Source organism: Pseudomonas peli (assembly GCF_050563605.1).
GTDB classification, from domain to species: Bacteria; Pseudomonadota; Gammaproteobacteria; order Pseudomonadales; family Pseudomonadaceae; genus Aquipseudomonas; species Aquipseudomonas peli_A.
On sequence record NZ_JBNXUH010000031.1, the window covers coordinates 23,390 to 49,943 of the forward strand.

Below are 26,554 nucleotides of genomic sequence, written 5' to 3' on the forward strand. Positions count from 1 at the left end.
CAATACGTTATCCGCGCTATTAACTAGCCGCGAAAAAGAGTTCCACTTGGCGCAAGGATGCGCCCTCCTCTTTTACTTCCACGCCAGGGCGGCATAATGCCGGCCTGTCGGGGAGGTTCCTATGTTGCGTTTATGTGCACCGGATGAGTTGGCCGAAGGCCAGAGCCGGGGCTTTGAGATAGCGGGAGAGAAGCTGTTTGCCGTGCGCAAGGACGGCCAGCTGTATGCCTATCGCAATCGCTGCCCGCACCGTGGCATCCCGCTGGAATGGCTGCCCGACCAGTTTCTCGATCACAGCGCCAGCCTGATCCAATGCGCCACCCACGGCGCGCTATTTCTGATCGAGTCCGGCGAATGCGTAGCCGGCCCCTGCGCCGGACAATCGCTGCAAGAACTTGCCATCCGCGAGGATGATCAGGGTATCTGGGTCGAGCTAAACGAACTCTAAAGGCCTGCAGCCTGCAGCCGTTGCGCATGCTCAACAAACAGTTTTACCGGCTCGGCGCCTTTGCCGACCAGGCCGAAGGTCTGATTGATGATATCGAAGTGATCCATCGGGTACTGATCACCAATCACCGTGCCCAGGTGTGAGCTGTAGCGCCCGACCATGCCATCGCACTGCCCAACCTCACGCTGAAAGGTTTTGGCAAACATCCGGCAGGCGACATTCGGCCCGTCGAAGCGGTTACCGCCTTTATCGGTGATACCCGGCTGAATGGTGCCGGACCAGGAGTAGTAACGCACGCCGTTGACTTCGGCTGCGCCCTCACCGCCCCAGACTTCAGGCAGGCCCTGCGGATACTGCACATTAAAGGCTGCCACGCCGTCGCTGGTCAGCGATTGCTGCGCTGCTGCCACATCCATCGGCAGTGGCTCACCTTTGTAGCCGCGCTCCAACCAGGCCATGCAACGCGCTACGCCACGCAGCAGACGCGCCAACAGACGCTCGCGCCAGCTGCCGTGCGGGGCTTTGCGTTTGAGAAAATTCGCCAGTTCCGAACCATGGTTAGGCCCAGCCACCGAGGTGACGGATGCCACCCATTCGGGCTTTAGCGCAGCTGCATAGCGCGCCGTCAGGGCGCCCTGGCTGTGACCGATCAGATGGACCTTTTCTGCACCGGTCTCCTGCAGCACATCGGCGATGCGCAGCAGCAGTTGCTCGCCGCGCACCTCGGTGGAGTGCACCGAAGACACCAGCACCGGGAAGACTTTTGCACCGATGCGGCGCAGCGCCGTGACGATGCCATACCAGTAGGGATAACCGAGCAGGCTGATAAAGCCCAGTAAACCTGGCACCAGTACCAGGGGATAACGGGGTGCAGAAGATGTCGACATTGCAAACCATCCTTGTGTCATACCGCCGAGAAAGAAAGTGCAGAACCACGAAGCATGCCAATGCCGCTCGTGGGAAAAGTGGGCCGCCTGACATATAGTCCCGGCTTCTCTTTGCGCTGCCATGACCATGCATACCATCGAACGGATTTACCCGAAGGATCTCAACCCGCTTAACCCGGATGACCAGGCCAGCCTGCAGATTCATATGCAACGCTATGAGTTCGCAGCCCTGCACCTCAGCGGCCAGCGCGTGCTGGATATGGCCTGCGGCTGCGGCTACGGAACAGCCCTGCTGGCCGAGCGCAACCCGCACATGCAGGTCACCGGCGTGGACATTGACCCGGCGGCCATCGCCTACGCCCGCGAGCATTACCACCTACCCAACCTGCGTTATGAATGTGCCGATGCCGAACAGTTCAGCAGCGAGCAGGGCTTTGATTGCATCGTCAGCCTGGAAACCATCGAGCACCTGCCGCGCCCGCACGTGCTGCTGGCCAACTATGCACGCTTATTGGCCGGAGGCGGCAAGGTCATCGCGTCAGTACCAATCACCCCGACCCTCGACGGTAACCCGCACCACCTGCATGACTTCAGCAAACGCAGCTTTTATGCACTGTTCCGCCAGCAAGGGCTGCATGCCAGCCAGCACTTGGAACAGATTCAGTGGTGGCAGTTCAAAGGTTTATTCTCGAAACAGGCCGATCAACAGAAACTGCACCGCAGCGAAGGGGTCGGCAATGCGGTGCTGCTGTATTACCGCAAACGCCCGTTGTACCTGTTCAGCCGGCTGTATTCGATGCTGCGCTATGGCTTTAGCAACCGGTATATGACTTGCGTGTTTACACGCCAGCCGGCATAGCCTCGGCAGGGCGCCGGCGGTAGATCCAGATCCGCTTAAGCACTGTCGCGAATTGGCTCCACAAGCTGCCGTTGTTATAGACCTGACCGTAACGCTCGGCGATCTCGCGCACTTCCACCGCCAACGCCGCATAACGCCGCGCCGGCAGGTCTGGGAACAAGTGGTGTTCGATCTGGTGGCTAAGGTTGCCGGTGAGGATATGGAACAGCGGCCCGCCATTCAGGTTGCTGGAGCCGCGTAGCTGACGCAGGTACCAGTGACCCCGGCTCTCGCCGACCACCGACTCCTTGCTGAACACCGCTGCCTGCTCGGTAAAGTGGCCGCAGAAGATCACCGTGAAGGTCCACAGATTACGGATCAGGTTGGCCAACACATTACCGGCCAACACCGCCAGGGCATTGGCCCCGATCAGCAGCGCCAGCAACGGGAAAAACAGGTAATCCTTGCCCCACTGACGCAGGATCTTGGCGTTGAACTGCTTGATCAGCGGGCGCACCTCGTCCTTGCTCATTCGGCCCTTGTAGACCTTGTCCAGGCGCAGGTGCTGCACCGCGATCGAGTACTGGAACAGCACTGCCTGAATCGTTACCCACAGCGGCTGCCAACGGTAGAACGGCTTCCAGCGCTGCTCAGGAAACAGCCGCACCACGCCATAACCGACGTCATCGTCCATACCCAGCACATTGGTCCAGGTGTGGTGCACGTGGTTATGGGTGTGCCGCCAGAAATCACTGGGCCCGGCGATATCCCACTCATAGCTGCGCCCGGCAAACTCGGGGTCATTCATCCAGTCGTACTGGCCGTGCATGACGTTATGGCCCAGCTCCATATTCTCCAGAATCTTTCCCAGGCCCAGCAGCAGCGTGCCGAGCAGCCAGGTCGGCGGAAACCAACCGAGCATCAATAACCCCCGTCCGCTCCAGCAACAGCAGCGCACCGCCGCGCGAATACGGCGGATATAGCGTGCATCCGCCTCGCCCAGATCGGCCAGGGTACGTTGGCGCAGAGCGTCCAGCTCGTTGCCGAAAGCGTTCATTTCATCCGTGGAAAGTTCGCGATCACGACGCATGGGGATTCCCTCGCAAGTTAAAGATCAATCTCGACATCGGTGTGCGGCGCGCTGACACACAAGCGGATCGGCTGACCCGGCTCGCTGAACAACACGCCGCTGCGCAAATCGCGCACCGTGCCGCTAAGCAAGGTGCAGGTGCAGCTGGCGCAGATACCCTGGCGACAGCCATGCACCGGCTGCAGTCCATGGGACTCGGCCTGTTCCAGCAGGCTGTGCTGATTATTGGCAGTCGCCTGCTGATGGCTGCGGGCAAACCCCAGGCGCACCTGACGCAGGCTGACGTCGGCGCGCAGCACAGGCGCAGTGAAGGCCTCAACCTGCAGCGCACCGGGCAATCTGGCGGCCTGCCACCACTGCTGCACCTGGGCGACAAACCCTGCCGGGCCACAGGCCAGCACGCGGCGCTGGTCCAACTGCGTGACCTCGGCCAGATGCTCGCCAGCAAAACGCCCAGTCAGGACTCCCGACTCAACCCCGGCAGCGGTCAGTGACCAGCGCACCTGCAGATTGCTGTGCTGCGCCTGCAAGGCCTGCAGCTCGGCGACAAAACCGCGCTGGCCCTGCTCACGCACGTAATGCAGCAGCGTGATCGGCGCGCTAAAGCCCTGAGCCAGAGCGGCGCGCAGCATGCCCAGCAGCGGCGTGATGCCACTGCCAGCGGCGAGCAGCAACACGCCCTGTTGCGCCTCGGGCCAACTCAGCTCGCCATACACAGGGCCCAACTCCAGCACATCGCCGACCGCCAGATGCTCCAGCAGGTAGGGCGAGACGCGGCCAGCGGCCTGATGCTTGATCGCGATCTGCAGGCGGCCATTCGGCTGCACCGCAGTCAGGCTGTAACTGCGGCTCAGGCGTACGCCATCACGCTCGAGATACAGCTGCAGATGCTGCCCCGGCTGCGCGCCGCGCCAGTTGCCGTTGGCCTGTAGGGTCAATTCGAGCATGTCATCGGCAACCCACTGACGCTGGGTTATCCGGGCAAATGCGCGATTCAGCCGCAGCGCCGGATGCAACAGCGCTAACCCGGCATCAACATCGCTTTCCCGCAACCAGCCATGAGCGACCAGCACGCGCAGCGGAGAGAGCAGGCTTGCAAGCCCGCGCACCCAGGCAAAAGGAAGAAGGGCCATGGCAGACTCCAGTGAACAATTGTTCACCAGATTGGCAGAGCATGCTTATTCAGTCAACACTCGTTCACTCAAATGCGGATGAGTAACCGCGGTTCGACGTAAACAACGACCATTTGTTAGAGTGCGGCGCTGATTTCGCAATGCAGAGCCATGCACGCTTGAAACCACTACAACCGCGCGCCGAACAAAAACTGCAAACCCGCCACGCCCTGATGGACGCGGCGCGCAGCCTGATGGACAGCGGCCGTGGCTTTGGCAGCCTGAGCCTGCGCGAGGTGGCGCGCTGCGCCGGCATCGTGCCGACCGGCTTCTACCGGCATTTCGAGGATATGGACGCCCTGGGCCTGGCGCTGATTGCCGAGGTCGGGGAAACCTTCCGCGAAACCATTCGCCAGGTACGCCACCACGAGTTCGAAGTGGGCGGCGTGATCGACGCCTCGGTGCGCATCTTCCTCGACGCCGTGGCGGCCAACCGCTCGCAATTTCTGTTTCTCGCCCGCGAGCAGTACGGCGGCTCGCTGCTGGTACGCCAGGCCGTGGGCGCACTGCGCGAACGCATCACCGCCGACCTGGTGGCGGATCTGGCGGCCATGCCGAAGCTGCAGCACTTCGATGCTCCTGCGCAGAACGTGATCGCCGACCTGGTGGTGAAAACCGTATTCGCCACCCTGCCCGAGCTGATCGACCCACCCGCAGCGCCCCTGCCGATGCACGCCTCGCCCGAGGTGAAGATGATCGAGCAGCTGCGCTTTATTTTTATCGGTGCCAAGCATTGGCAGGGTCTGGGCCAGACCCGCGACTAGCCGCACCAAAAGCGAGCACAGACCTGGCACACGCACCAAACAAAACCCCATCTCGCTCCAATTTCAGCCACACCAACACCCACGCGCCCCGCTCTGCGTGGCGCAATGGCAGCTTGGCAAGGCACTTGCTCTATAACCGGCATTGACCTGCCGGAAACTGCCCCATGTTGGTGATTCACCGCCGTATTGCCGCCCAGCCGCACTGGGACGCCGAACTCGAACTGAGCTTCGAGGCCCGTAGCAAAAGCCGCCTGCGCTGTTTCAGCCGCACGGGCGAGGATGTCGGCCTGTTTCTCGAACGCGGCCAACCCGCACTGCACGACGGCGAATGCCTGCAAGCCGAAGACGGCCGCATCGTACGCGTCATCGCCCGCGCCGAGCCGCTGCTGCACGTCACCTGCGCCAACCCCTTCGAGTTGATGCGCGCCGCCTACCACCTGGGTAATCGTCACGTGGCCCTGCAACTCGGCGATGGCTGGCTGCGCCTGCCGGATGACTATGTGCTCAAGGCCATGCTCGAACAGCTCGGCGCGACGGTGCAGCTGATCGAAGCGCCCTACCAACCCGAGCAAGGCGCTTACGGCGGTGGCCATCACCACTCGCATGCCGGCGATGCCGAATTCAGCTATGCACCGCGCTTGCATCAGTTTGGTGCACGCAAGTGAATAAAGCCTGGCAGCTACTCCGGCTCGCCAGCCCGCAGCTGCCGATTGGCGGTTATAGCTATTCCCAGGGCCTGGAAATGGCCGTCGAGCAGGGCTTAGTCGATAACGCGGACAGTGCTCAGTGCTGGATTGCCGATCAGCTGCTGCTCAATCTCGCGCGCTTCGAGGCACCGCTGCTGCTCGCCCATTGCCAGGCTGCTGCCAACGAGGACTGGGCTCAGCTACGTCACTTGGCCGAACAGCAACGGGCCAGCCGCGAAACCCGCGAACTGCGCCTGGAAAGCCGGCAGATGGGTTACTCCCTGCAGCAACTGCTGAGCGGCCTGCCCGAGCTGGATCAGCCGGCGCAGCAGCTGTTTAGTGAGCTGGACGAACCCGGCCTGGCCGTTGGCTGGGCGCTGGCCGCGCGGGCCTGGCAGATCGAGCCGCAGGATGCCCTCGCCGCCTGGCTCTGGGGCTGGCTGGAAAACCAGCTGGCGGTGCTGATGAAAACCCTGCCGCTGGGCCAGCAAGCCGCCCAGCGGCTGACCTCGCAACTGCTGCCGCTGCTCGATCAGGCCCAGCGCCAAGCCAGTGAACTGCAACCACAACACTGGGGCAGCGCCGCCTTTGGTCTGGCCCTGGCGAGCATGGCGCACGAGCGCCAGTACAGCCGTTTATTCCGTTCTTGATGATAAGGAAGACTCAACCATGAACAGCCAACCCCTGCGTATCGGCATCGGTGGCCCGGTCGGCTCCGGCAAGACCGCCCTGACTCTGGCCCTGTGCCTGGCCCTGCGCGAGCGCTACAACCTGGCGGTGGTGACCAACGATATCTACACCCAGGAAGACGCGCAGTTTCTGGTGCGCAACGAAGCCCTGGCGCCGGAGCGGATCATCGGCGTGGAAACCGGCGGTTGCCCGCACACAGCGATACGCGAAGACGCCTCGATCAACCTGGAAGCGGTCGACCAGCTCAACCGACGCTTTCCGGGGCTGGACCTGATCATCGTCGAATCCGGCGGCGACAACCTCTCGGCCACCTTCAGCCCTGAGCTGTCGGACCTGACCATCTACGTGATCGACGTGTCGGCCGGCGACAAGCTGCCGCGCAAAGGCGGCCCGGGCATCTGCAAGTCCGACCTGCTGGTGATCAACAAGGTCGACCTGGCTCCACTGGTCGGCGCATCGCTGGAAGTGATGGAACGCGACACCCTGAAGATGCGCGGCGACAAGCCATTCGTCTTCAGCAACCAGAAGATCGGCCAGGGTCTGGAACAGATCATCGCCTTTATAGAACAACACGGAATGCTCACCGCAGCCTGAGAACCTGCTTACGATCTGCTGCGCGTCGGCCATTCGGCGTTAAAAACAACCTCGGAATGCTCATTTACAGCTCGTAAACTCCGCTTCCTCGGCTGTTTTTGCCTTGACTGGCTCTAGCTCGCGAGATCGTAAACAGGTTCTAAGTACAACCCATTCAGTCAAGGAGACCCCCCATGAACCTGCGTAAAACCCTGTTCGCCATCGCCCTGTTTCTCAGCCCCGCTGTGGCCTTCGCCCACGCCGGCCACGACCACTCCGGGCTAATGGCCGGCCTGGCGCACCCGGTATTCGGCCTCGATCACCTGCTGGCGATGCTCGCGGTTGGCCTGTGGGCTGCGCAGCAATCCGGCGCGGCACGCTGGGCGCTGCCGCTGACCTTTGTTGGCACTATGTTGATCGGCGGCCTGCTCGGGTTTAACGGCCTGCAGATTCCGCTGATGGAAACCGGCATCGCCGCCTCGGTGCTGGCTTTCGGTCTGCTGGTGGCAGTAGCCATTCGCCTGCCAATGGTTATCTCCATCGCCCTGACCGCGCTGTTCGCCCTGACCCACGGCGTCGCCCACGGTTTGGAACTGCCGGAACTGGCCAGCCCATGGGGCTATGCCGCAGGTTTTGTGGTTGCCACCGCTGCCCTGCACGCCAGCGGCTACGCCCTGGTGCGTCTGCTGCCTCAGGCCGCTGCACCGGTGGTGCGCGTACTCGGCGCCGCCTCGGCAGTAACCGGCGCCTGGCTGCTGGCAGGCTGAGTTGCTGGCTCGGGTGGACGGCCAACGTCCATCCACATCCGCCACGCCAGCCTCCCCTGACCGCAAAGGTCGCTAGGCTGGCGCATTTCGCCTCTCGCTCAGCCGCCATGGCTTTGTCATAGTCGAGGCGTATTAAACCCCCTCCCCATTGACTGCTCTGGACCCTGACCATGCTGCGCGTTGCCCGCTTTCTCTCTGTTCCACTGCTGTTGCTTGCCATCGCCCTCGGCGTACTGGCCCTGACCAGCAAACCGGCCCAACCGGCGGCGGTGCTCAGCAGCTTTGCCGAACAACCGCTGGTTATCGCCCACCGCGGCGGCAAGGGCCTGTGGCCGGAGAACAGCCTGTTTGCCTTCCAGCGCGCCAGCGCCCTGGGCGTGGACATGCTGGAGATGGACCTGCACCTATCCAGTGATGGTGAGCTGGTGGTGATCCACGACAGCACCCTGGACCGCACCACCAATGGCGAAGGCCCGGTCGCCGCGCTCAGCCTGGAAAAGCTGCAAGCACTGGACGCCGGTTACCGCTGGAGCGCCGATGGCGGTCAGAGCTACCCCTACCGTGGCCAGGGCATTCGCATCCCACGCTTTGCCGAGGTGCTCGACAGCTTTCCCGATACCCCCAAGGTGATTGAAATCAAGGTGCCGGATGTCGGCATGGAAGCGCTGCTGTGTGATGCCCTTGAGGCGTACCAGCAACGCGATCGGGTGATTGTCGGCAGCTTCTATGACCGCAGCCTGCAACTGTTCCGCGAACAGTGCCCAGGCGTTGCAACCTCCGCCGGGCCTGGCTCGGTGCGCCTGCTGGTGGCGCTCAACTGGGTCGGTCTGGGCAGCCTGCTGTCGCCGTCCTACCAGGCGCTGCAGATTCCCGAAGCCCACGGCGGCCTGCCAGTCGCCAGCCCTAGCCTGCTCAAGACCGCCGCACAACGCGGGCTGAACGTGCAGCTGTGGACCATCAACGAACAGCCGGACATGCGCCGCCTGCTCGACCAAGGCGCCCATGCGCTGATCACCGACTACCCGGACCGCGCCCTGCAGGTGCTCGGACGTTCGACACAAATCAGCGCCCTCGAAGACTAAACGCCCCACTCTGTATAAAAAACAACCTACCGCGTTCAGGCCGCGCCCGCTGTGGCCTGAACGCAAGCGTGCGCAGCTTATCCACAGATCGCTCCACAGCAACCTGGGATAAGTTATCCACCGTACGCCGCAGCACTGCGGCAAACCCTTGAAATAACGCGATTATTGCTTGACTCAGCAGAGCGGAAATGACGTATTTCGAGACCTCGGCAAGCTGCTTAAAAATCGATCAAAGAGCGCAAAACCAGGCTTTATCAGCCTCACAGCCAGGCATACCAGAGTTATCAACAGCTCTACCCACAGTAGTCGTGGACAACTTTAGCGCTACCCCATAACGACCTGAATAACCAGGCTAACCTGTTGTTTCTACAATAAATAACAGCCTGATCAAAAAGCGTACAAAGGCCGCAAGCAGCCACACGACTAAGCCTGCAAGCGCCTACACTCACCTTATCCACAGTTCGCTCCACAGTCTTTGTGCACAACTAACCGCGCGCTGCCGCAAGGGCTGTGCATAACCCCGAAGCGGCTTCCGGCTATGACCCCTATCGAGACAATCAACAGCCCAGCCGCAGAGCACAGGCGTAACGTCACTCTACCCACCCAGGAGATACGCCCATGCCCCTCAATGACCTGTTACGCAGCCTGCTTGCCGCCTATGCCAGTGGCGCCAGCGGAGCCTGTGGCAATAGCAGCGACTGAGCTGCACCGCCGGTTTTTTCGTGCACTGCGGCAAACCTGGGTTTGCCGCCTATGGCTGATGCGTGCTGACTCACGTATAAATCTGCGCCATATCACCTGCAGTTCTGCCTGCAGTTATGCCGGGTGATTCGCCCCAGAAACCGTAGAAAGGAATCCGACCCATGGCCGGCGCTAGCCTGTTAACCCTGCTCGATGATATTGCCGCCGTTCTTGACGATGTGGCGGTAATGACCAAAGTCGCCGCCAAGAAAACTGCCGGGGTACTCGGCGACGACCTGGCGCTGAATGCCCAGCAGGTCAGCGGCGTACGCGCCGAACGTGAGCTGCCGGTGGTCTGGGCAGTGGCCAAGGGTTCGTTCAAGAACAAACTGATTCTGGTGCCCGCCGCCCTGCTGATCAGCGCCTTTGCGCCCTGGGCGGTAACGCCACTGCTGATGTTCGGCGGCGCGTTCCTCTGCTACGAGGGCTTCGAGAAGCTCGCGCACAAGTTCCTCCACAGCAAAGCCGAGGACCAGGCGCAGCATGCGGAACTGCTGCACGCCGTGGCCGACCCTGAAGTGGACATGCTGGCGTTCGAGAAGGACAAGATCAAAGGCGCGATCCGCACCGACTTTATCCTCTCGGCGGAAATCATCGCCATTACCCTCGGCACCGTGGCGCTGGCCAGTTTCGGCAAGCAGGTGGCGGTGCTCTCGGGTATCGCCCTGCTGATGACCGTCGGGGTTTATGGCCTGGTAGCGGGTATCGTCAAGCTGGACGACGCCGGCCTCTACCTCAACCAGCGTGGCGGTGAAGGCCTAGGCGGTCGCCTGCAACGCAGCATCGGTCGCGGCATCCTGTTTACCGCGCCGTACATGATGAAAACCCTGTCGATTCTCGGCACCGCAGCGATGTTTATGGTCGGCGGCGGCATCCTCACCCACGGCGTACATGCCGCGCAGATGTGGATCGACCAGTTGACGCAGAGCGTGGCGGCCAGCAGCGGCCTGCTCGCGGCCTTGCTGCCAACGCTGCTGAATGCCATCGCCGGAATCATTGCCGGTGCCGTTGCCCTGCTGCTGGTCAGCCTGGCCACTCGCGTTTGGAAAGCCGTGAAACCGAGCAAGGCGCAAGCCTGATCCAGCGCCGGCCGCCATCCCCTGGCGGCCGGCCTCCTCTGTTACCCCGCCTGCTGCATGATCACCGTCTGCGCCGGCATCGGCGCCGGGAAGCCGCCTTCGCCGAGGGCATCCTTGATCATCTTGTTGCTATCGAAATACACCTGCCAGTAATGGTCGGTGTGGCAATACGGGCGCACCGCCAGCACCGGCCCGACCAGATTGAACTCGATAATTTCCACATCCACCGCCGGCTCCTTGAGCACGTTGGCAATACCGCCGATACGCTCCTTGAGCAGCGCCGCAGCGGCTTTGTAGTCCGCCGCGCTGGACAGCTGCGCCTGCAGATCGACCCGGCGAAACGCGTTGTGGCTGAAGTTCTGGATGTTGTCGGAGAAGATCTTGTTGTTACCCACCAGGGTCATCACGTTGTCCGGGGTGTTGATCGCCGTGACGAACAGGCCGATCTCGGTAACGGTGCCGACCACGCCGCCAGCGCTGATAAAGTCGCCGACCTTGAACGGCCGCAGCACGATGATAAAACCGCCGGCCGCGAGGTTGGCCAACAGCCCCGACCAGGCCATACCGATGGCCAGGCCGACCGCCGCAATCAACGCCGCCAGGCTGGTGGTCTGCACACCGAAGTAGCCGAGAATACCGATGACCAGGATGATGTTGAGGGTCACCGAGATAAAGTTGCCGACATAGCGCAGCACCGTCGGGTCGACCCGCTGCTGGCCCAATGCGCGCTGCACCATGCCGACGGCAAAGCCGATCAGCCAGCGGCCGATCACCCAGAAGGCAATCGCCGAGAGAATCTTGATGGCAAACGCCGCGCCGTACTGCGCGACCAGGTTGTAGAGATCGGCAACTTTCTCGGTGCCGAGATTGATCAGATTGGTTTCTTCCATGGCGCAGCTCCAGTGAGTGTTCACCAGAAAACGCTAGCACGGCCTTACATAACTGCTACCCCTCTATCGCGGGGATCGGCAGCACCGTCACCTGTACCTCGGGGTCATGGCTGCCGCCGCCGAGAATCACCCCACGCAGCGGTGAGACATCGGCAAAGTCGCGGCCCCAGGCCAGGGTGATATGTTCCAGCGCCGGGCGAATATTGTTGGTCGGGTCGAAATCCACCCAACCCTGCTGCGGGCAGAACACCGACACCCAGGCATGCGAGGCATCGGCGCCGATCAAGCGGGGCTGGCCGGGTGGCGGCTGAGTCAGCAGGTAGCCGCTGATATAACGCGCCGAAAGGCCCATGGAGCGCAGGCAGGCAAGCATCAGGTGGGCGAAGTCCTGGCACACACCGCGGCGCTCCTCCAGCACCTGCAGCAGCGGCGTGGCCACCTGGGTGGCGGCGGCATCGAAGCTGAACTCGCTGAAAATCTTCTGCATCAGCCCATCTACTGCCGCCAGCAGCGGCCGGCCGGGGCTGAAGCAATCCGCCGCGTAGGCGGCAAACACCTGCTTGAGGTGCACATAGGGCGACTCGAAACGAAAGCGCGTGGCCTCCAGCACGCCGGGCAGCAGTTCCTGACCGCTATAGCGCAGCGCCGTGCAGGCCTCTTCCCAGGGCGGCGACGCCTGCAGATCCAGCGTCGGCCGCGCCAGCACCTCGACCTGCAAGCGCGCGCTGACCTTAAGTTCGTCATGCGGGCGCTCGAATACCAGGCGAGTCAGCGGGTTGCCGAACACATCCAGAGCATCCTGGCGCTGACACGGCTGCGGGCTGACCAGCAGCTGCTGGTTGTGATTACGCTGCCAGGGGCAGGCGCGCGGCCACAGATGCGCCAGCTGCTGGGCCAGCGACACCGGGCTGGCGTAGCGGTAATGGGTGTCGTGAAGTATCTGGTAGCAGGCGCTGCTCATGAGGATTGCGTCCGCTGGCTGGCGTCGACATGCACAAAGAAGCGCAGGCCCAGACGGTCGGAGATTTCCGCACTGGCCTGGCTGATGCTTTCCAGCAGCGCGGACAGACCGTCGAGCACCTCCTGCACGCTGGCCGCGCCGAACAACGGATTCTCCAGGCTGGCCAGGCTAAAGCGCGCCAGTTGCCCTTCCAGATGCTTCAGCCGGCGCTCGCTGGGCAGCTCGAAACGCTCGCCCAGGCGAGCCAGCGAGCGCAGCAGGGTGCGCACCTGAAACAGCACGGCATGCGGGTTCTGCTCATCCAGCAACAACAGGTCGAGCACCGGAATCAGCTGCGCCGAGGCCAGGTAACGGGTGCGGTAGGTGATGCTGCTGTTGCCCAGCTCCAGCAGCCATTCCAGCGCGGACTGGTCATTAGCCGCGCTGCTACGGAGGAAGTTCGCCAGGCTGTCGCAGAGAAACTGCAGGCGCTCGATGCAGCGACCGATCATCAGAAAGCGCCAGCCGTCATCGCGGGTCATATCATCCAGGGCAAAGCCCGACAGCGCCGCCAGCGATAGCAGCAGGCGGTCGAGAAAATCCAGCAGTTCGCCAAAGTCGGCCTGTTCAGCATCCAGCCCCTGGGCCTCGCGCTGCAGCTCCAGCAAGGCCTGCCAGTTGGCCTGGGACAGCTTGCCGCGCACGCTGCCGGCCACCCACTGCAGGCGCTGCAGATTGCCGCGCAGGCTGTCCGGCCAGTCCTCGCCAAGCAGGGCTTCAAGCAGCCGCGCTTGCAGTTCGCCGCTGTCGGCATCCGGCAGCAGGCCCAGGCTCTCGGCCAGGCTCAAGGCAGTTTGCAGCGCCTGCGGGTCATCGTCGTCATCCACATAACGCGCCAGCATGATGCGAAGCAGCCGCGCACCATCCTCGCAGCGTTCGCTGTAGCGGCCAAACCAGTAGAGGTTTTCCACCACCCGCGAAGGCAGATAAGGGTCGCTGCGCACCAGATCGGCCACGCCCAGCGGGCGCAGCCATTGCCAGGGTTCGCCGCCGGCATGCCGTTCGCTGAGCACCCAGGTGTCCTTGCTGGCACCGCCACGCTGCATCGACACTACTTCGGCATCGGCTTCGGCGGCTACCCGGGTCAGGCCACCGGGCATGACCCGATACCCCTCGGCGCTGGCCACGGCAAACACCCGCATGCCGATGGCGCGCGGCGCCAGCTGGCCTTCTTCCTGCTGCCAGACCGGCGCCTGCGACAGCTGCGCCAGCGCCTGGGCAACATAGGCATAAGGCCGCGCCTTGAGGCGTTCGGCCAATTCGTCACGCTGCGCCTCATCCAGATCGCGGCCAAACACCGGGGCAAAACTCTGCGAAGGAAAGCTGGCACGCACTAGCAGCTCGTCGAGCTGTTCCAGGGCTTTGTCCAGCACCGGCGGCTCGCCGCACCACCAGCTGGCGATGCTCGGCAGCAGCAGTTCTTCGCCCAATAATTTTTCCGCGATGGCCGGAAGAAAGCCCGGCAAGCCAGGGGACTCAAGCACGCCACTGCCGAGGGCATTGGCCACCAGCACATTGCCCTGGCGCACCGCTTCGAGCAGGCCAGGCACGCCGAGGGCCGAGTCGGTGCGCAGTTCCAGCGGGTCGCAGAAGTCATCATCCAGACGGCGCAGCACCGCATGCACGCGGCGCAGGCCGGCCAGGGTTTTTAGATAGACCTTGGCGTCACGCACGGTGAGGTCGCTGCCTTCCACCAACGGGTAACCGAGCTGACGTGCCAGGTACAGGTGCTCAAAATAGCTCTCGTTAAAACGCCCAGGGGTGAGCAGCACCACCAGCGGCGTTTCACTGCCGGCCGGGGCCTGACGCGCCAGGGTGTCCTGCAGGGTGCGGAAGAAGCCGGCCAGGTATTGCACGCGCAGATCACGGTACAGCTCTGGGAACGCGCGGGAGACGATCTGCCGGTTTTCCAGGGCATAACCGGCGCCAGACGGCGCCTGGGTGCGGTCGGCGGTGACCCACCAGCGGCCATCCGGCGCGCGGGCCAGGTCCACCGCATACAGATGCAGATAGGTGCCGCCAGGCGGCTGCACACCCTGGCAGGGCCACAGGTAATTGTTGTGGCCAAACACCAGCTCAGCAGGCAGAAGCCCGTCGGCCAGCAGCTGCTGCGGGCCATACAGATCGGCCAGCACAGCATTCAGCAAACCGGCACGTTGGGCCACGCCAGCGGCGATCTGCTGCCATTCTTCCGCCGGAATCAGATTAGGCAGCAGGTCCAGTTCCCACGGCCGGTCGGCGCCATCGGGGTCGGCGTAGACGTTGTAGGTCACGCCGTTTTCCTGAATCTGCCGCGCCAGCAAGGCCTGACGCTGAGCCAGCTGCGCCGGGCTGCTGCGCTGCAGGCGCTCGAGCAGCAGGCGCCAGTGCGGGCGCACCTTACCGTCGGCGTCGAACAGTTCGTGGTAAGCCCCGGAGGTCAGGGGGTAGTCGGCAAGCAGGTCGGGCATGGCAGGCTCGATAAAAGGTTCTGGTGTTGCGCAGATGCAGGAGCCTACTCGCCGGCTCCTGCAATCGACCCAGGCTAGGTCAGGCGCAGGTCCAGGGTCATGGGCATTTCATTATTATTGATCGGGGCCAGTGCCGGGCGTTTGCCTGGGCTGTGGCCCAGACGGAAGAAACGCGCCAGGCGCCGACTCTCGGCCTCATAGGCGTTTACCGGCAGGCTGTCGTAATTGCGTCCGCCGGGATGGGCGACATGATACTGGCAACCGCCGAGGGAGCGGCTCATCCAGCTGTCCACCAGGTCGAATACCAGCGGCGCGTGTACTTCGATGGTCGGGTGCAGGCAATTGGCCGGCTGCCAGGCGCGAAAGCGCACGCCGCCGACAAACTCGCCGACCTTGCCAGTAGGCCTTAGCGGCACCGGTACGCCGTTGCAGGTCAGCACATAGCGATCACTCGGCAGGCCACTGAGCTTGACCTGCATGCGTTCCAGCGAGGAGTCGACATAACGCACCGTGCCGCCGCCACCGCCCTCTTCGCCCAGTACATGCCAGGGCTCCAGGGCCTGACGCAGTTCCAGCTCGATGCCCTTGACGTTGAAATCGCCGGATTTTGGAAAGCGGAACTCGAAATGCGGGGCAAACCATTCGCTGTGCAGGCGATAGCCGCAGCCATCCAGCTCCTGCAGTACGTCAGCAAAATCCTGCTCGATAAAGTGCGGCAGCAGAAAGCGGTCATGCAGCTCGGTGCCCCAGCGCACCAGCCGCGCCGGCTTGTAGGGCTCGCGCCAGAAACGCGCGATCAGCGCGCGAATCAACAGTTGCTGAGCCAGGCTCATCTGCGCATGGGGCGGCATCTCGAAGGCGCGCAGCTCCAGCAGGCCGAGGCGCCCGGAGGCCGAGTCCGGCGAGTAAAGCTTGTCGATGCAGAACTCGGAGCGATGGGTGTTACCGGTCACATCCACCAGCAGATTGCGCAGCAGGCGGTCGACCAGCCAGGGCTGGCAGTCGCGGCCCACTTCGGGCATCTGCGCGAAGGCGATTTCCAGCTCGTACAGCGCATCGTTACGCGCTTCATCGATACGCGGCGCCTGGGACGTCGGGCCGATAAACAGACCACTGAACAGATAGGACAGCGACGGATGGTTGTGCCAATAGCTGATCAGGCTGCGCAGCAGGTCCGGGCGACGCAGAAACGGCGAGTCCGCCGGCGTCGCGCCGCCGAGCACAAAGTGGTTGCCGCCACCGGTGCCGGTGTGGCGGCCATCGATCATAAATTTCTCGCTGGAGAGGCGGCATTCGCGAGCCTGCTCATAGAGAAACTCGGTGCGTTCGACCAGCTCATCCCAACTGGCGGCCGGGTGGATATTCACCTCAATCACGCCAGGGTCCGGAGTCACCCGGAAGAACTGCAGGCGCGGGTCCAGCGGCGGCTCGTAACCTTCCAGCAGCACCGGGCATTTCAGCTCGGCGGCGGTGGCTTCGATGGCGGCCACCAGCTCCAGGTAATCCTCCAGGCGCACCAGTGGCGGCATAAACAGATAGAGCTTGCCCTCTCGCGGTTCGGCGCACAGCGCGGTGCGCACCACAGCGGCAGCCGACTGGCCGAGCAGCGGACGCTTGCCCGCACCGTTCTGACTGCCCGGCCAGACGCCGCGCAGCTGCGGCTTGATCTGCGCCGCAGCCGGTAGCGGGGCGAACACCTGGCTGGGGTCTTCCGGGGTGACGTAGGGGTAATCGGCTTCGCTGACCCAGGGCTGGGAGTCCAGCGGCAGACGGTAGCCCATCGCCGAATCGCCCGGTATCAGCCGGCAATGCTGGTCACGCAAGAACCAGCTGCCGCTCTGCCAACCCAGCTGCTTGGCATGCCGAGCCAACGGCAGGATATGCCCCACCACTTTATCCAGGCCCTGTTCGAACACCTTGCGCAGGCGCTCACGCTCCAGCGCGTCGGCCAGGCGCGGGTCTTCGGCGGTGACGTTGATCGGCAGCTTGCGCTCGCGCCACAGGTAATAGAAACGGTCCTCATAGGCCGGCACGCAGTATTTACCATCCACACCCAGGCGCTCGGCGAGCAGGGTGAGAAAGTCGGCGGCCTTGGCCGCATCGACGCCGTAGTCCTGTTGCTCGTCGGCGTACAGCGCCGGGTTGTGCCACAGCGGCTCACCATCGCGGCGCCAGTAGGCATTCAGCGACCAGCGCGGCAGCTGCTCACCGGGGTACCACTTGCCCTGGCCGAAATGCACCAGCGCTTGCGGCGCATAGTGCTCGCGCAGGCGATGGAACAGGTCGGTGGCCAGGCGGCGCTTGTTCGGCCCCAGGGCGGCGGTATTCCATTCCGCATCGTCGGGGTAATCGAGGGCGACGAAAGTCGGCTCGCCGCCCATGGTCAGGCGTACGTCCTGGGCCTGCAGGTCGCCGTCGATCTTCTGCCCGAGCGCGACAATCGCCTGCCACTGCGCCTCGCTGTAAGGCTTGCTGACGCGTGGCGCTTCCCAGATACGCTCGACCCACATTTCGTGACTGAACTCGCACTCGCTCTCATCCACGCCGCCGCTGATCGGCGCCGCCGAGGATGGCTCGGGGCTGCAGGCCAGCGGAATATGGCCTTCACCAGCGAACAGGCCGCTGGTGGGGTCCAAGCCAATCCAGCCGGCGCCCGGCAGGTAAACCTCGCACCAGGCATGCAGATCAGTGAAATCCACCTCGGTGCCGGAGGGGCCGTCGAGGGATTTCATATCGGCCTTGAGCTGAATCAGGTAGCCGGAGACAAAGCGCGCTGCCAGGCCCAGGTGGCGAAACAGCTGCACCAGCAACCAGGCCGAGTCGCGGCAGGAGCCGGAGCCTTTCTGCAGGCTTTCTTCCGGCGTCTGCACGCCCGGCTCCAGGCGGATCAGGTAGCTGATATCGGTGGCCAGGCGCTGGTTCAGCGCCACCAGAAAGTCCACGCTCGGCAGAGGCGTCAGCTCGATGCTGGCCAGGTATTTGGCAAACAGTTTGTCCGCCGGCAGTTTCACCAGATAAGGCGCCAGCTCCAGCTGCTCGCCTTCGGTGTAGGCAAAGGGGATTTTCTCGGCGTAGGGCTCGAGGAAGAAATCGAAGGGGTTGAACACCGCCATTTCGGCGACCAGATCGACCTCAATCTTTAGCTCTCGGGTCTTTTCCGGGAACACCAGGCGCGCCAGGTAGTTGCCCTGGGGGTCCTGTTGCCAGTTGATAAAGTGCTCGCCCGGCTCGACCTTCAACGCGTAGGACAGAACCCGGGTACGGCTGTGCGGTGCAGGACGCAGGCGCACGACCTGCGGGCCAAGGTTGACCGCGCGGTCGTAGCGATAGTGGCTGACATGGTGCAAGGCGATATGAATCGACACAGCGGGCCTCCTGCGAGCCTGGGCGATAACCAGGCAGCGCAAGACTTATGCCAGTGGCCCAAGCCAGAACTGGCGCGGCCTGGCGCATTCACTCGCTACAGGCACGCACCACAACAGGGCCGGTCATGCCCCACGCCTGCTGCGGCGCACGAAAACAGGTCGCGCCTTTTCAACAGTCCCCTTGCAGGCTGGCGATCCAACGCTGCAGTACGTCCACGCCTTCGGCATGCACGGCGGAGCGGCCCAGCTCCGGCATCATGATGCTCGGGTCGACGCTTTCCACACGAAACAGCAGCACCGACTTATCCGGCTGGCCCGGGTGAATATCCACCAGACGATCACCCGATCCTTTACCCGCAGCCACCGGCTGTTTGCACAGGCCATAGCTGATGCCGATGGCCGTGGCCGGATCGAGCAATAGCCCCGAGGTACGACCCGGCCCCTTGGGGTTGTGACAGTGGCTGCAGTTGGCATCCAGATAACTGCGCGCCTGCTGCTCCAGGCTTTCGCCACTGCGCGGGGTCGGCCATAAAGCGTTCTGCGGCACGCCCTGCAACTCGGCCGGCACGCCCTGTAGACGGCCCTGCTGCTGCCAGTGCTGCAACTGATTGTGCGTGCCATCGGCGTAGGCAAAATCCTTGTTCAGATGGCGCGCCTTCGGCCCCAGCGGGTTGACGCCCTGCCCTGCAGTTTCCTCATGGCAACCGGCGCACTGGTTGGCGTCCGGCACCTGATAGGCCACCGCCTGAGCCTTGCCCTCGGCATTCAGCAGGCTCAACTGGCGGCTGTCGCCAGCCCATTCCAGATGTGCCTCCTGTTGCTGTTCATCCCACACATAGGGCAACGCGACCCAGCCGTCCTGCTGTTTAAGCAGAATGCGCGTCTCGATCAACTGCACCCGCGCCAGCTCCAGACCGCGCTGCGGGTCGCGGTCATCCTGCTCGTTAAGCAGCAGGCGGCCCTGGGCGTCCTTGGGGTAGTAGAAGGTCTTGCTCAGCACCGTGCCAACCGGGTAATCGAAGTGCGCGTCGGCATAACTCGCCGCCGTATCCGCCGGCATCCATACGCTGCGCAACTTGTGCGCGTAGTCGGTAAACAGCGGGGTGTTCAGGTCGTAGGGCAGCGCCTCGGCGATGGGTGCGATAAAGCCGTCGGCGCGCTGCAGCATGCCCCACTCGCTGAGCTTTTCCGGGTAGTTGTCACCTTGCGGCAGGTACAGCGGCGCCGGCTGCTGCTCACAGCCGGCCAGGAGCAGCAACACACCCAGTAGCAGCCTGCGCATCAGGCCCCCTGACCGGCGTCGGCCGAAGCCAGTTTGACTGCCGGCAGCGCGGGCAGGCTGCAGCGGTAGTCGGCCATTTCGGTGCTGATGTTCTTGAAGTTGTTCGGCCCGTCGACGTTGATCATCCCCGCCTCGCCGTTATTGATGCAGATCGCCCGATCCGCCGGCAGCTTGCCATCCACCAGGATGTCGAGGTTGACGTAGCCATCCCAGAGAATGTCCGGCAGGCGGCCATTCAAGCCGAACTGGCTGACCTTCAGCGCCTTCAGCTCCAGATGATCCGGGCTGTCGCCGCCTGGGCCGAAGCGGTTGCCGTGAATATGGATGCCTTCTGGATAGGGATCGAAGTTCTCGGCGGTGGAGAGGTCGGTGTAACCGGTGCTGAAGTAGCTGCTGATAATGATATTGGCGGTCTTGTGGTCACCGATATCGTTGTCGAACACCTCAACATCGTCATTGGAGTTGATCACCACCCCCGAGCCTGCCGGCACGCTGGCCACCGGTGTGCCTTTGTGGCCGAAGTTCTTGTGGTTGTTGCCTTCGATCTTGTTACGGAACACCCGCGTCACCCGGCCGGCCTGCGGCAGGTTGGGCATGTTGAACACCAGAATGCCGCCGGTATTGCCGGTGGCGACGTTGTCATACACGTCGGCGTCGATGGTGTTTTCGATCTCGATGCCGGCGACGTTGCGCTCCGCGCGGCTGTTGCGTACCACCACGTTGCGCGACTGGCCGACATAGATGCCGGCATCCGATGCGCCAATAGCCACCGCGCCGTCGATCAGGGTGTTCTCGGTCTGCACCGGATAGATGCCGTAGGCGCCGTTCTCGGTGGCCGGGCCGTTGGTCCACTCGGTGCGCACGCGGCGGATGATGATGTTCTTGCCGCCCACCACTTTCAGCGAATCACCCAGGGTGTCCTCAAAGGCGATGTCTTCAATGGTGAAATCCGAGGCATCCACCAGCAGGCCTTCAGCGCCGGACTTCTGCCCCTTGAAGCTCAAGATGGTCTTGTCCATGCCCGCGCCCTTGATGGTCACGCCGCTGACTTTCAGGCTCAGGCTACGGTCGAGCTGATAGGTGCCTGCAGGAATCTCAATCACGCTGCCGGGCTTGGCCTTGATCAGCTGAGTTTGCAGGTCTTTCTGGAAGTCCAGATCGGCCACCGGGGCCGGTTCTTCGCTGCAGGCAGCAAGCAGCACGGACAGGGCAAGCACGGAAAGCGGGGCGAGGCGCATGGCAATCTCCAGCATTTTTCTTATTAAGTGGAACGATAGTACCAACTAATCAGAAAAAGCCAACCCCTGCGCACACTCAGCCCATGCCGCCCGACCAATAGCCCAGAGCGTCACGCATCCGTTACCATCGCCGGCAATTAAGCGAAGAGATGCGGCATGTATATCTATCGATTGGTGCTGATCCTGGTGGTGGGGATCTACCTGTTCTCCCCGGCCATCATGGACTGGTGGATCGACCCCAATGGGGCCTGGTACCGCCCCTACCTGCTGTGGCTGATCCTGATAGTCGTGACCTTCATTCTTCAGAGTCAGCGTGATGCCGATGAGCTCTGACCTGCTGCGGCACGACGTACGTGACCGCTCCTTACCCTTATTCGCTTCAGAGCCAACGTGATGCTGACGAGCTTTAGCCTGAGCCAGCTGATTCTGATCAGCGCTGCCTACCTTCTTATTCTGTTCGGCGTGGCCTGGATCAGTGAACGCGGCCTGATTCCACGCTGGGTGATTCGTCACCCGCTGACCTACACCCTGTCGCTCGGCGTATACGCCAGCGCCTGGGCCTTCTACGGCACGGTGGGGTTAGCCTACCAGTATGGCTATGGCTTCCTCGCCAGTTACCTGGGGGTGTCCGGGGCGTTTCTGCTGGCGCCGGTGCTGCTCTACCCGATTCTGCGCATTACCCGTACCTACCAGCTGTCATCCCTGGCCGACCTGTTTGCCTTCCGTTTTCGCAGCACCTGGGCCGGCGCGCTGACCACGGTGTTTATGCTGATCGGCGTACTGCCGCTGCTGGCCCTGCAGATTCAGGCGGTGGCCGATTCCATCGGCATCCTCACCCGCGAGCCGGTGCAGGAGCGCGTAGCGTTGGCCTACTGCGGGCTGATCATCCTATTCACCATCCTGTTCGGCGCCCGGCATATCGCCACCCGCGAGAAGCACGAAGGCCTGGTGTTCGCCATCGCCTTTGAGTCGGTGGTCAAACTGGTGGCGATCAGCGCCATCGGTCTGTATGCGCTGTACGGCGTATTCGACGGCCCGCAGGACCTGCAGTCCTGGCTGGTGCAGAACCAGTCCTCGCTGACCAGCCTGCACACCCCGCTGCAGGAAGGTCCGTGGCGCACCCTGCTACTGGTGTTCTTCGCCTCAGCCATCGTCATGCCGCACATGTACCACATGACTTTTACCGAAAACCTCAACCCGCGCGCCATGGTCAGCGCCAGCTGGGGCCTACCGCTGTTCCTGCTGCTAATGAGCCTGGCGGTGCCGCTGATTCTCTGGGCTGGCCTCAAGCTGGGCGCCACCACCAACCCGGAATACTTCACCCTCGGCGTCGGTATTGCGGTGAATAGCCAGACCCTGGCGTTGATCGCCTATGTCGGCGGCCTGTCGGCCTCCAGCGGGCTGATCATCGTCTCGACCCTGGCGCTGTCGGGCATGGTGCTCAACCATGTGGTGCTGCCGCTGTACCAGCCGCCGTCCGAAGGCAATATCTACCGCTGGCTGAAGTGGACGCGGCGCGCGCTGATCCTGCTGGTGATCATGGCCGGTTACGGCTTCTATTTATTGCTGGGCGCCGAACAGGACCTGGCCAACCTCGGCATCGTCGCCTTCGTCGCCACCCTGCAGTTCCTCCCCGGCGTGTTGTCGGTGCTGTACTGGCCGACCGCCAACCGCAAAGGCTTTATTGCCGGCTTGCTGGCGGGGATCGGCATGTGGGTGGTAAGCATGCTGTTGCCGATGCTTGGCAACCTGCAGGGTCTCTACCTGCCCTGGTTCAACGTCATCTATGTGCTGGATGACAGCAGCTGGCACCTGGCGGCCATCGGCTCGCTGGCCGCCAACGTGCTGGTATTCACCCTGGTGTCGCTGTTTACCGAAGCCAGTCCAGAAGAAAAAAGCGCCGCCGAGGCCTGCGCCGTGGATAACGTGCGCCGCCCGCAACGCCGCGAACTACTGGCCGCCTCGCCGCAGGAATTTGCCGCGCAACTGGCCAAACCCCTGGGCGCCAAGACCGCCCAACATGAAGTGGAACAAGCGCTGCGCGATTTGCACCTGCCGTTCGATGAAGGCCGCCCCTACGCCCTACGCCGCCTGCGTGACCGCATAGAGGCCAACCTCTCCGGCCTGATGGGCCCCAGTGTCGCCCAGGATATCGTCGAGACCTTCCTGCCTTATAAGGCCGGCAGCGAAACCTACGTTACCGAAGACATCCACTTTATCGAGAACCGCCTGGAGGACTACCACTCGCGCCTCACTGGCCTGGCGGCCGAACTCGACACCCTGCGCCGCTACCACCGCCAGACCCTGCAGGAGCTGCCGATGGGCGTCTGCTCGCTGGCCAAGGATCAGGAGATCCTGATGTGGAACAAGGCCATGGAAGAACTCACCGAAATCCCCGCGCAACGCGTGGTCGGCTCGCGCCTGAATACCCTGGGCGAACCTTGGCGCGGCCTGCTGCAAAACTTTATCGAGCTGCCCGACGAGCACTTGCACAAACAGCGCCTGGCCCTCGACGGCCAGACTCGCTGGCTCAACCTGCACAAGGCGGCCATCGACGAGCCCCTGGCCCCCGGCAACAGCGGCCTGGTGCTGCTGGTTGAAGACCTCACCGAAACGCAGATGCTTGAAGACAAGCTGGTGCATTCCGAACGACTGGCCTCCATTGGTCGCCTGGCCGCCGGGGTCGCTCACGAAATCGGCAACCCGATCACCGGCATCGCCTGCCTAGCGCAGAACCTGCGCGAAGAGCGCGAAGGCGACAGCGAGCTGACCGAGATCAGCGAACAGATCATCGAGCAGACCAAACGTGTTTCGCGCATCGTCCAGTCGCTGATGAGCTTTGCCCATTCCGGCAGCCACCAGAACAGCGAAGAACCAGTCTGCCTGGCCCAGGTCGCACAGGACGCCATCGCCCTGCTGGCGCTCAACCGACGCAGCGTCGAAGTGCAGTTTTTCAATCTTTGCGATTCCGACCACTGGGTGGTCGGCGATCCGCAGCGCCTGGCCCAGGTGTTGATCAACCTGCTGTCCAACGCCCGCGATGCCTCACCGCCGGGTAGCGCGATCCGGGTCAAGAGCGAACGTTTCGAGCACACCGTCGACCTGATCGTCGAGGACGAAGGCAGCGGCATTCCCAAGGCGATCATCGACCGACTGTTCGAACCTTTCTTCACCACCAAGGACCCGGGCAAAGGTACGGGACTGGGCCTTGCACTGGTCTATTCGATCGTGGAAGAGCATTATGGACAGATAACAATCGACAGCCCGGCCGACCCCGAGCTTCAACGCGGCACCCGCATTAGGGTCAGCCTGCCGAGGCATGTCGAGGCGACGTCCCTAGCGACTTAAACCAGCTACCAGAGAGTGTGCCTGCCAGGCCCTTAGCCCAGCGGCATGCCCCGAGACCGTCGAGAGACCGAATTGATGCCTCATATTTTGATCGTCGAAGACGAAACCATTATCCGCTCTGCCTTGCGTCGCCTGCTGGAACGTAACCAATACGAAGTCAGCGAAGCCGGCTCGGTGCAGGAAGCGCAAGAGCGCTTCAGCATCCCCAGCTTCGACCTGATCGTCAGCGACCTGCGCCTACCGGGCGCGCCCGGCACCGAGCTGATCAAGCTTGGCCAAGGCACGCCGGTGCTGATCATGACCAGCTACGCCAGTCTGCGTTCGGCAGTCGACTCGATGAAGATGGGTGCGGTGGACTACATCGCCAAACCCTTCGACCACGACGAAATGCTCCAGGCCGTGGCGCGCATCCTGCGCGATCACCAGCAGGCCAAGAGCGCACCAGCACCCGCAACCGGCCCAGCAAAAGCCGGCGCCGACAAGGTGGTGGATAACAGCAACGGCGAAATCGGCATCATCGGCTCCTGCGCATCCATGCAGGAGATGTACAGCAAGATCCGCAAAGTCGCGCCCACCGACTCCAACGTACTGATTCAGGGCGAGTCCGGTACCGGTAAAGAGCTGGTCGCCCGCGCCCTGCACAACCTCTCGCGCCGCGCCAAAGCGCCGCTGATTTCGGTGAACTGCGCCGCCATCCCGGAATCGCTGATCGAATCCGAACTGTTCGGCCACGAGAAAGGCGCCTTTACCGGCGCCAGTGCCGGCCGTGCCGGCCTAGTCGAAGCAGCTGACGGTGGCACCCTATTCCTTGATGAAATCGGCGAGCTGCCCCTGGAAGCCCAGGCGCGCCTGCTGCGCGTGCTACAGGAAGGCGAGATTCGCCGGGTTGGCTCGGTACAGTCACAGAAGGTCGATGTGCGCCTGATCGCCGCGACCCACCGCGACCTGAAAACCCTGTCGAAGGTCGGCCAGTTCCGTGAAGACCTGTATTACCGCCTGCACGTAATCGCCCTGAAACTGCCGCCACTGCGTGAACGCGGGGCGGACGTGATCGAAATCGCCCGCGCCTTCCTGATTCGCCAAAGCACCCGTCAGGGCCGTCTTGACCTGAGCTTTGCCAGTGACGCCGAACAGGCCATTCGTCATTACCCCTGGCCAGGTAACGTGCGCGAGCTGGAGAACGCCATCGAGCGCTCGGTGATTCTCTGCGAAGGCAACAGCATCTCGGCCGAGCTGCTGGGCATCGATATCGAACTGGATGACCTGGAAGACGACTTCACCGGCCTGCCCGCGCAAAGCGGCGGCCTGGGCCATGAGCCGAGCGAACCGACCGAAGACCTGTCGCTGGAAGACTACTTTCAGCACTTCGTACTGGAACACCAGGACCACATGACCGAGACTGAACTGGCGCGCAAACTCGGCATCAGCCGCAAATGTTTGTGGGAACGCCGCCAGCGCCTGGGCATTCCACGGCGCAAATCCTCGGGCGCAACCGCAGGCTAGAGCGTCGCAGCGGGGTGACAGATGTGTGCGACAGAGGTTCCACAGTCTGTTACCCATTCAACACTTAGTAACAAAAGCCGGGTCTTATGGTAACGAGAACCCGGCTTTTTTATACCCTTCCATCACTTACACAACCCATCAACCCCTTGTTTTTAAAGGGCTTGTAAAAACTGGCACGGGTTCTGCTTTATTGCTGGCACAACAACAATAACAAGCACGCTCCAAACCTAATAAAAATAAGACGTATCGACTCCAGCACAATAAAAACAACAACGCGGAGGCGCAGCTAACTGATTCTTTTGGAAAGGAATTGCCTTTGGGGTTCGCCCCAAAACCAGGCTGAGAATAATAAAACTGCCCTAAGGCAGCGCCAGAACTGGTTGGGTCACTGTGTGATCATGGCAGCGTCAGCATCCAAAGAAATCCGTTTGCTCTTGATTCCCAGCTTGGGAAGTTTTCCAAAAGTCCTTGACTGGATGGAACGGGTAAATCAACAAAAACAACAAGCCCGCCATAATAATAAAAAAAGAGCACGCACCAATTTGGGGGGGAGCTTCGGCTCCCCCAGTAGCTTCAAACTCCCCGCCTGCAGCAGTCTCCCGCCGTTTCCTGCATCAAACCCCGACTCAATGCTAGAATCCGCGCCATTCCCTGTCTCTTA

General features: G+C 62.6%; 22 protein-coding genes. 13 read left to right on the forward strand and 9 right to left on the reverse strand.

Features of this window, described 5'->3' with window-relative positions; genetic code table 11:
• Positions 1-121 precede the first annotated feature (121 nt).
• Positions 122-448 carry a Rieske (2Fe-2S) protein gene (locus ACQ4LH_RS20395; protein ID WP_430698867.1) on the forward strand — a complete coding sequence of 109 codons (327 nt, stop codon included), beginning with the start codon at positions 122-124 and terminating at the stop codon, positions 446-448.
• Here the strand turns inward: ACQ4LH_RS20395 and ACQ4LH_RS20400 are convergent.
• Complete coding sequence (locus tag ACQ4LH_RS20400; protein ID WP_430698868.1) at positions 445-1,335, reverse strand: esterase/lipase family protein; 891 nt, start codon at positions 1,333-1,335, stop codon at positions 445-447. The two genes, ACQ4LH_RS20395 and ACQ4LH_RS20400, sit on opposite strands and share 4 nt — an antisense overlap.
• Before the next feature lie 121 nt (positions 1,336-1,456).
• Here ACQ4LH_RS20400 and ACQ4LH_RS20405 point away from each other — a divergent pair, with 121 nt between their 5' ends.
• A complete protein-coding gene (locus ACQ4LH_RS20405; protein ID WP_430698869.1) occupies positions 1,457-2,194 on the forward strand; it encodes a class I SAM-dependent methyltransferase in 738 nt (245 codons plus the stop codon).
• Here the strand turns inward: ACQ4LH_RS20405 and ACQ4LH_RS20410 are convergent.
• Both ACQ4LH_RS20410 and ACQ4LH_RS20415 read right to left on the reverse strand, forming a co-directional pair.
• Positions 2,175-3,263 (reverse strand): fatty acid desaturase family protein, encoded by a 1,089-nt coding sequence (locus tag ACQ4LH_RS20410; RefSeq protein ID WP_430698870.1) that lies wholly within the window; start codon positions 3,261-3,263, stop codon positions 2,175-2,177. The genes ACQ4LH_RS20405 and ACQ4LH_RS20410 overlap by 20 nt on opposite strands.
• 17 nt (positions 3,264-3,280) lie before the next feature.
• The gene (locus tag ACQ4LH_RS20415; RefSeq protein WP_430698871.1) at positions 3,281-4,396 is read right to left on the reverse strand and encodes a ferredoxin reductase; all 1,116 of its coding nucleotides are present in this window, start codon (positions 4,394-4,396) and stop codon (positions 3,281-3,283) included.
• Between the two features lie 140 nt (positions 4,397-4,536).
• Between ACQ4LH_RS20415 and ACQ4LH_RS20420 the strand changes: the two genes are divergently transcribed.
• From ACQ4LH_RS20420 to ACQ4LH_RS20450, 7 genes are all read left to right on the forward strand, one after another.
• The gene (locus ACQ4LH_RS20420; protein ID WP_269383389.1) at positions 4,537-5,199 is read left to right on the forward strand and encodes a TetR family transcriptional regulator; all 663 of its coding nucleotides are present in this window, start codon (positions 4,537-4,539) and stop codon (positions 5,197-5,199) included.
• Positions 5,200-5,363: 164 nt separating this feature from the next.
• The gene (gene ureE / locus ACQ4LH_RS20425) at positions 5,364-5,864 is read left to right on the forward strand and encodes an urease accessory protein UreE (protein ID WP_430698872.1); all 501 of its coding nucleotides are present in this window, start codon (positions 5,364-5,366) and stop codon (positions 5,862-5,864) included.
• Complete coding sequence (locus tag ACQ4LH_RS20430; protein ID WP_430698873.1) at positions 5,861-6,535, forward strand: urease accessory protein UreF; 675 nt, start codon at positions 5,861-5,863, stop codon at positions 6,533-6,535. The genes ureE and ACQ4LH_RS20430 overlap by 4 nt, the downstream gene beginning before the upstream one ends.
• Positions 6,536-6,554: 19 nt before the next feature.
• On the forward strand, positions 6,555-7,169 hold the full coding sequence (gene ureG / locus ACQ4LH_RS20435) for an urease accessory protein UreG (protein ID WP_305594440.1): 615 nt from the start codon (positions 6,555-6,557) through the stop codon (positions 7,167-7,169).
• Between the two features lie 173 nt (positions 7,170-7,342).
• Positions 7,343-7,915 carry a HupE/UreJ family protein gene (locus ACQ4LH_RS20440; protein WP_430698874.1) on the forward strand — a complete coding sequence of 191 codons (573 nt, stop codon included), beginning with the start codon at positions 7,343-7,345 and terminating at the stop codon, positions 7,913-7,915.
• A 170-nt stretch (positions 7,916-8,085) separates the two neighbouring features.
• A complete protein-coding gene (locus ACQ4LH_RS20445) occupies positions 8,086-8,997 on the forward strand; it encodes a glycerophosphodiester phosphodiesterase (protein ID WP_430698875.1) in 912 nt (303 codons plus the stop codon).
• 863 nt (positions 8,998-9,860) lie between these two features.
• Positions 9,861-10,817: a DUF808 domain-containing protein gene (locus ACQ4LH_RS20450; RefSeq protein ID WP_430698876.1), complete on the forward strand. Its 957-nt coding sequence runs from the start codon at positions 9,861-9,863 to the stop codon at positions 10,815-10,817.
• A 41-nt stretch (positions 10,818-10,858) separates the two neighbouring features.
• Here ACQ4LH_RS20450 and ACQ4LH_RS20455 read toward each other — a convergent pair whose 3' ends face one another.
• The 6 genes from ACQ4LH_RS20455 to ACQ4LH_RS20480 form a co-directional block, all read right to left on the reverse strand.
• Complete coding sequence (locus tag ACQ4LH_RS20455; protein ID WP_430698877.1) at positions 10,859-11,707, reverse strand: mechanosensitive ion channel family protein; 849 nt, start codon at positions 11,705-11,707, stop codon at positions 10,859-10,861.
• 55 nt (positions 11,708-11,762) lie between these two features.
• Positions 11,763-12,668, reverse strand: a complete 906-nt coding sequence (locus tag ACQ4LH_RS20460) for a transglutaminase family protein (protein WP_430698878.1) — start codon at positions 12,666-12,668, stop codon at positions 11,763-11,765.
• The gene (locus ACQ4LH_RS20465) at positions 12,665-15,157 is read right to left on the reverse strand and encodes a circularly permuted type 2 ATP-grasp protein (protein ID WP_430698879.1); all 2,493 of its coding nucleotides are present in this window, start codon (positions 15,155-15,157) and stop codon (positions 12,665-12,667) included. The genes ACQ4LH_RS20460 and ACQ4LH_RS20465 overlap by 4 nt, the downstream gene beginning before the upstream one ends.
• 74 nt (positions 15,158-15,231) lie before the next feature.
• On the reverse strand, positions 15,232-18,522 hold the full coding sequence (locus ACQ4LH_RS20470) for a DUF2126 domain-containing protein (RefSeq protein WP_430698880.1): 3,291 nt from the start codon (positions 18,520-18,522) through the stop codon (positions 15,232-15,234).
• A 169-nt stretch (positions 18,523-18,691) separates the two neighbouring features.
• Positions 18,692-19,804, reverse strand: coding sequence for an SO2930 family diheme c-type cytochrome (locus ACQ4LH_RS20475; protein ID WP_430698882.1), 1,113 nt, complete (start codon positions 19,802-19,804; stop codon positions 18,692-18,694).
• A complete protein-coding gene (locus ACQ4LH_RS20480; RefSeq protein ID WP_430698883.1) occupies positions 19,804-21,042 on the reverse strand; it encodes a parallel beta-helix domain-containing protein in 1,239 nt (412 codons plus the stop codon). Before ACQ4LH_RS20480 ends, ACQ4LH_RS20475 begins: the two co-directional genes overlap by 1 nt.
• Positions 21,043-21,198: 156 nt before the next feature.
• On the opposite strand from ACQ4LH_RS20480, the gene ACQ4LH_RS20485 reads away from it, so the two are divergent.
• The 4 genes from ACQ4LH_RS20485 to ACQ4LH_RS20500 form a co-directional block, all read left to right on the forward strand.
• Entirely contained in the window at positions 21,199-21,375 is a 177-nt protein-coding gene (locus tag ACQ4LH_RS20485) for a hypothetical protein (RefSeq protein ID WP_003244646.1), read from the forward strand.
• A gap of 60 nt (positions 21,376-21,435) precedes the next feature.
• The gene (locus ACQ4LH_RS20490; protein ID WP_430698885.1) at positions 21,436-24,390 is read left to right on the forward strand and encodes a sensor histidine kinase; all 2,955 of its coding nucleotides are present in this window, start codon (positions 21,436-21,438) and stop codon (positions 24,388-24,390) included.
• Between the two features lie 75 nt (positions 24,391-24,465).
• Positions 24,466-25,893: a sigma-54-dependent transcriptional regulator gene (locus tag ACQ4LH_RS20495; RefSeq protein ID WP_430698886.1), complete on the forward strand. Its 1,428-nt coding sequence runs from the start codon at positions 24,466-24,468 to the stop codon at positions 25,891-25,893.
• Positions 25,894-26,321: 428 nt separating this feature from the next.
• On the forward strand, positions 26,322-26,554 hold a 233-nt coding region (locus ACQ4LH_RS20500), incomplete at its 3' end, for a hypothetical protein (RefSeq protein ID WP_430698887.1).

Bases quoted from the DNA above. Each gene is read 5' to 3' on its own strand.
- ACQ4LH_RS20395 (WP_430698867.1), top strand. From the start codon at position 122: ATGTTGCGTTTATGTGCACCGGATGAGTTGGCCGAAGGCCAGAGCCGG.
- ACQ4LH_RS20400 (WP_430698868.1), bottom strand. From the start codon at position 1,335: ATGTCGACATCTTCTGCACCCCGTTATCCCCTGGTACTGGTGCCAGGT.
- ACQ4LH_RS20405 (WP_430698869.1), top strand. From the start codon at position 1,457: ATGACCATGCATACCATCGAACGGATTTACCCGAAGGATCTCAACCCG.
- ACQ4LH_RS20410 (WP_430698870.1), bottom strand. From the start codon at position 3,263: ATGCGTCGTGATCGCGAACTTTCCACGGATGAAATGAACGCTTTCGGC.
- ACQ4LH_RS20415 (WP_430698871.1), bottom strand. From the start codon at position 4,396: ATGGCCCTTCTTCCTTTTGCCTGGGTGCGCGGGCTTGCAAGCCTGCTC.
- ACQ4LH_RS20420 (WP_269383389.1), top strand. From the start codon at position 4,537: ATGCAGAGCCATGCACGCTTGAAACCACTACAACCGCGCGCCGAACAA.
- ureE (WP_430698872.1), top strand. From the start codon at position 5,364: ATGTTGGTGATTCACCGCCGTATTGCCGCCCAGCCGCACTGGGACGCC.
- ureG (WP_305594440.1), top strand. From the start codon at position 6,555: ATGAACAGCCAACCCCTGCGTATCGGCATCGGTGGCCCGGTCGGCTCC.
- ACQ4LH_RS20440 (WP_430698874.1), top strand. From the start codon at position 7,343: ATGAACCTGCGTAAAACCCTGTTCGCCATCGCCCTGTTTCTCAGCCCC.
- ACQ4LH_RS20445 (WP_430698875.1), top strand. From the start codon at position 8,086: ATGCTGCGCGTTGCCCGCTTTCTCTCTGTTCCACTGCTGTTGCTTGCC.
- ACQ4LH_RS20450 (WP_430698876.1), top strand. From the start codon at position 9,861: ATGGCCGGCGCTAGCCTGTTAACCCTGCTCGATGATATTGCCGCCGTT.
- ACQ4LH_RS20455 (WP_430698877.1), bottom strand. From the start codon at position 11,707: ATGGAAGAAACCAATCTGATCAATCTCGGCACCGAGAAAGTTGCCGAT.
- ACQ4LH_RS20460 (WP_430698878.1), bottom strand. From the start codon at position 12,668: ATGAGCAGCGCCTGCTACCAGATACTTCACGACACCCATTACCGCTAC.
- ACQ4LH_RS20465 (WP_430698879.1), bottom strand. From the start codon at position 15,157: ATGCCCGACCTGCTTGCCGACTACCCCCTGACCTCCGGGGCTTACCAC.
- ACQ4LH_RS20475 (WP_430698882.1), bottom strand. From the start codon at position 19,804: ATGCGCAGGCTGCTACTGGGTGTGTTGCTGCTCCTGGCCGGCTGTGAG.
- ACQ4LH_RS20480 (WP_430698883.1), bottom strand. From the start codon at position 21,042: ATGCGCCTCGCCCCGCTTTCCGTGCTTGCCCTGTCCGTGCTGCTTGCT.
- ACQ4LH_RS20485 (WP_003244646.1), top strand. From the start codon at position 21,199: ATGTATATCTATCGATTGGTGCTGATCCTGGTGGTGGGGATCTACCTG.
- ACQ4LH_RS20490 (WP_430698885.1), top strand. From the start codon at position 21,436: ATGCTGACGAGCTTTAGCCTGAGCCAGCTGATTCTGATCAGCGCTGCC.
- ACQ4LH_RS20495 (WP_430698886.1), top strand. From the start codon at position 24,466: ATGCCTCATATTTTGATCGTCGAAGACGAAACCATTATCCGCTCTGCC.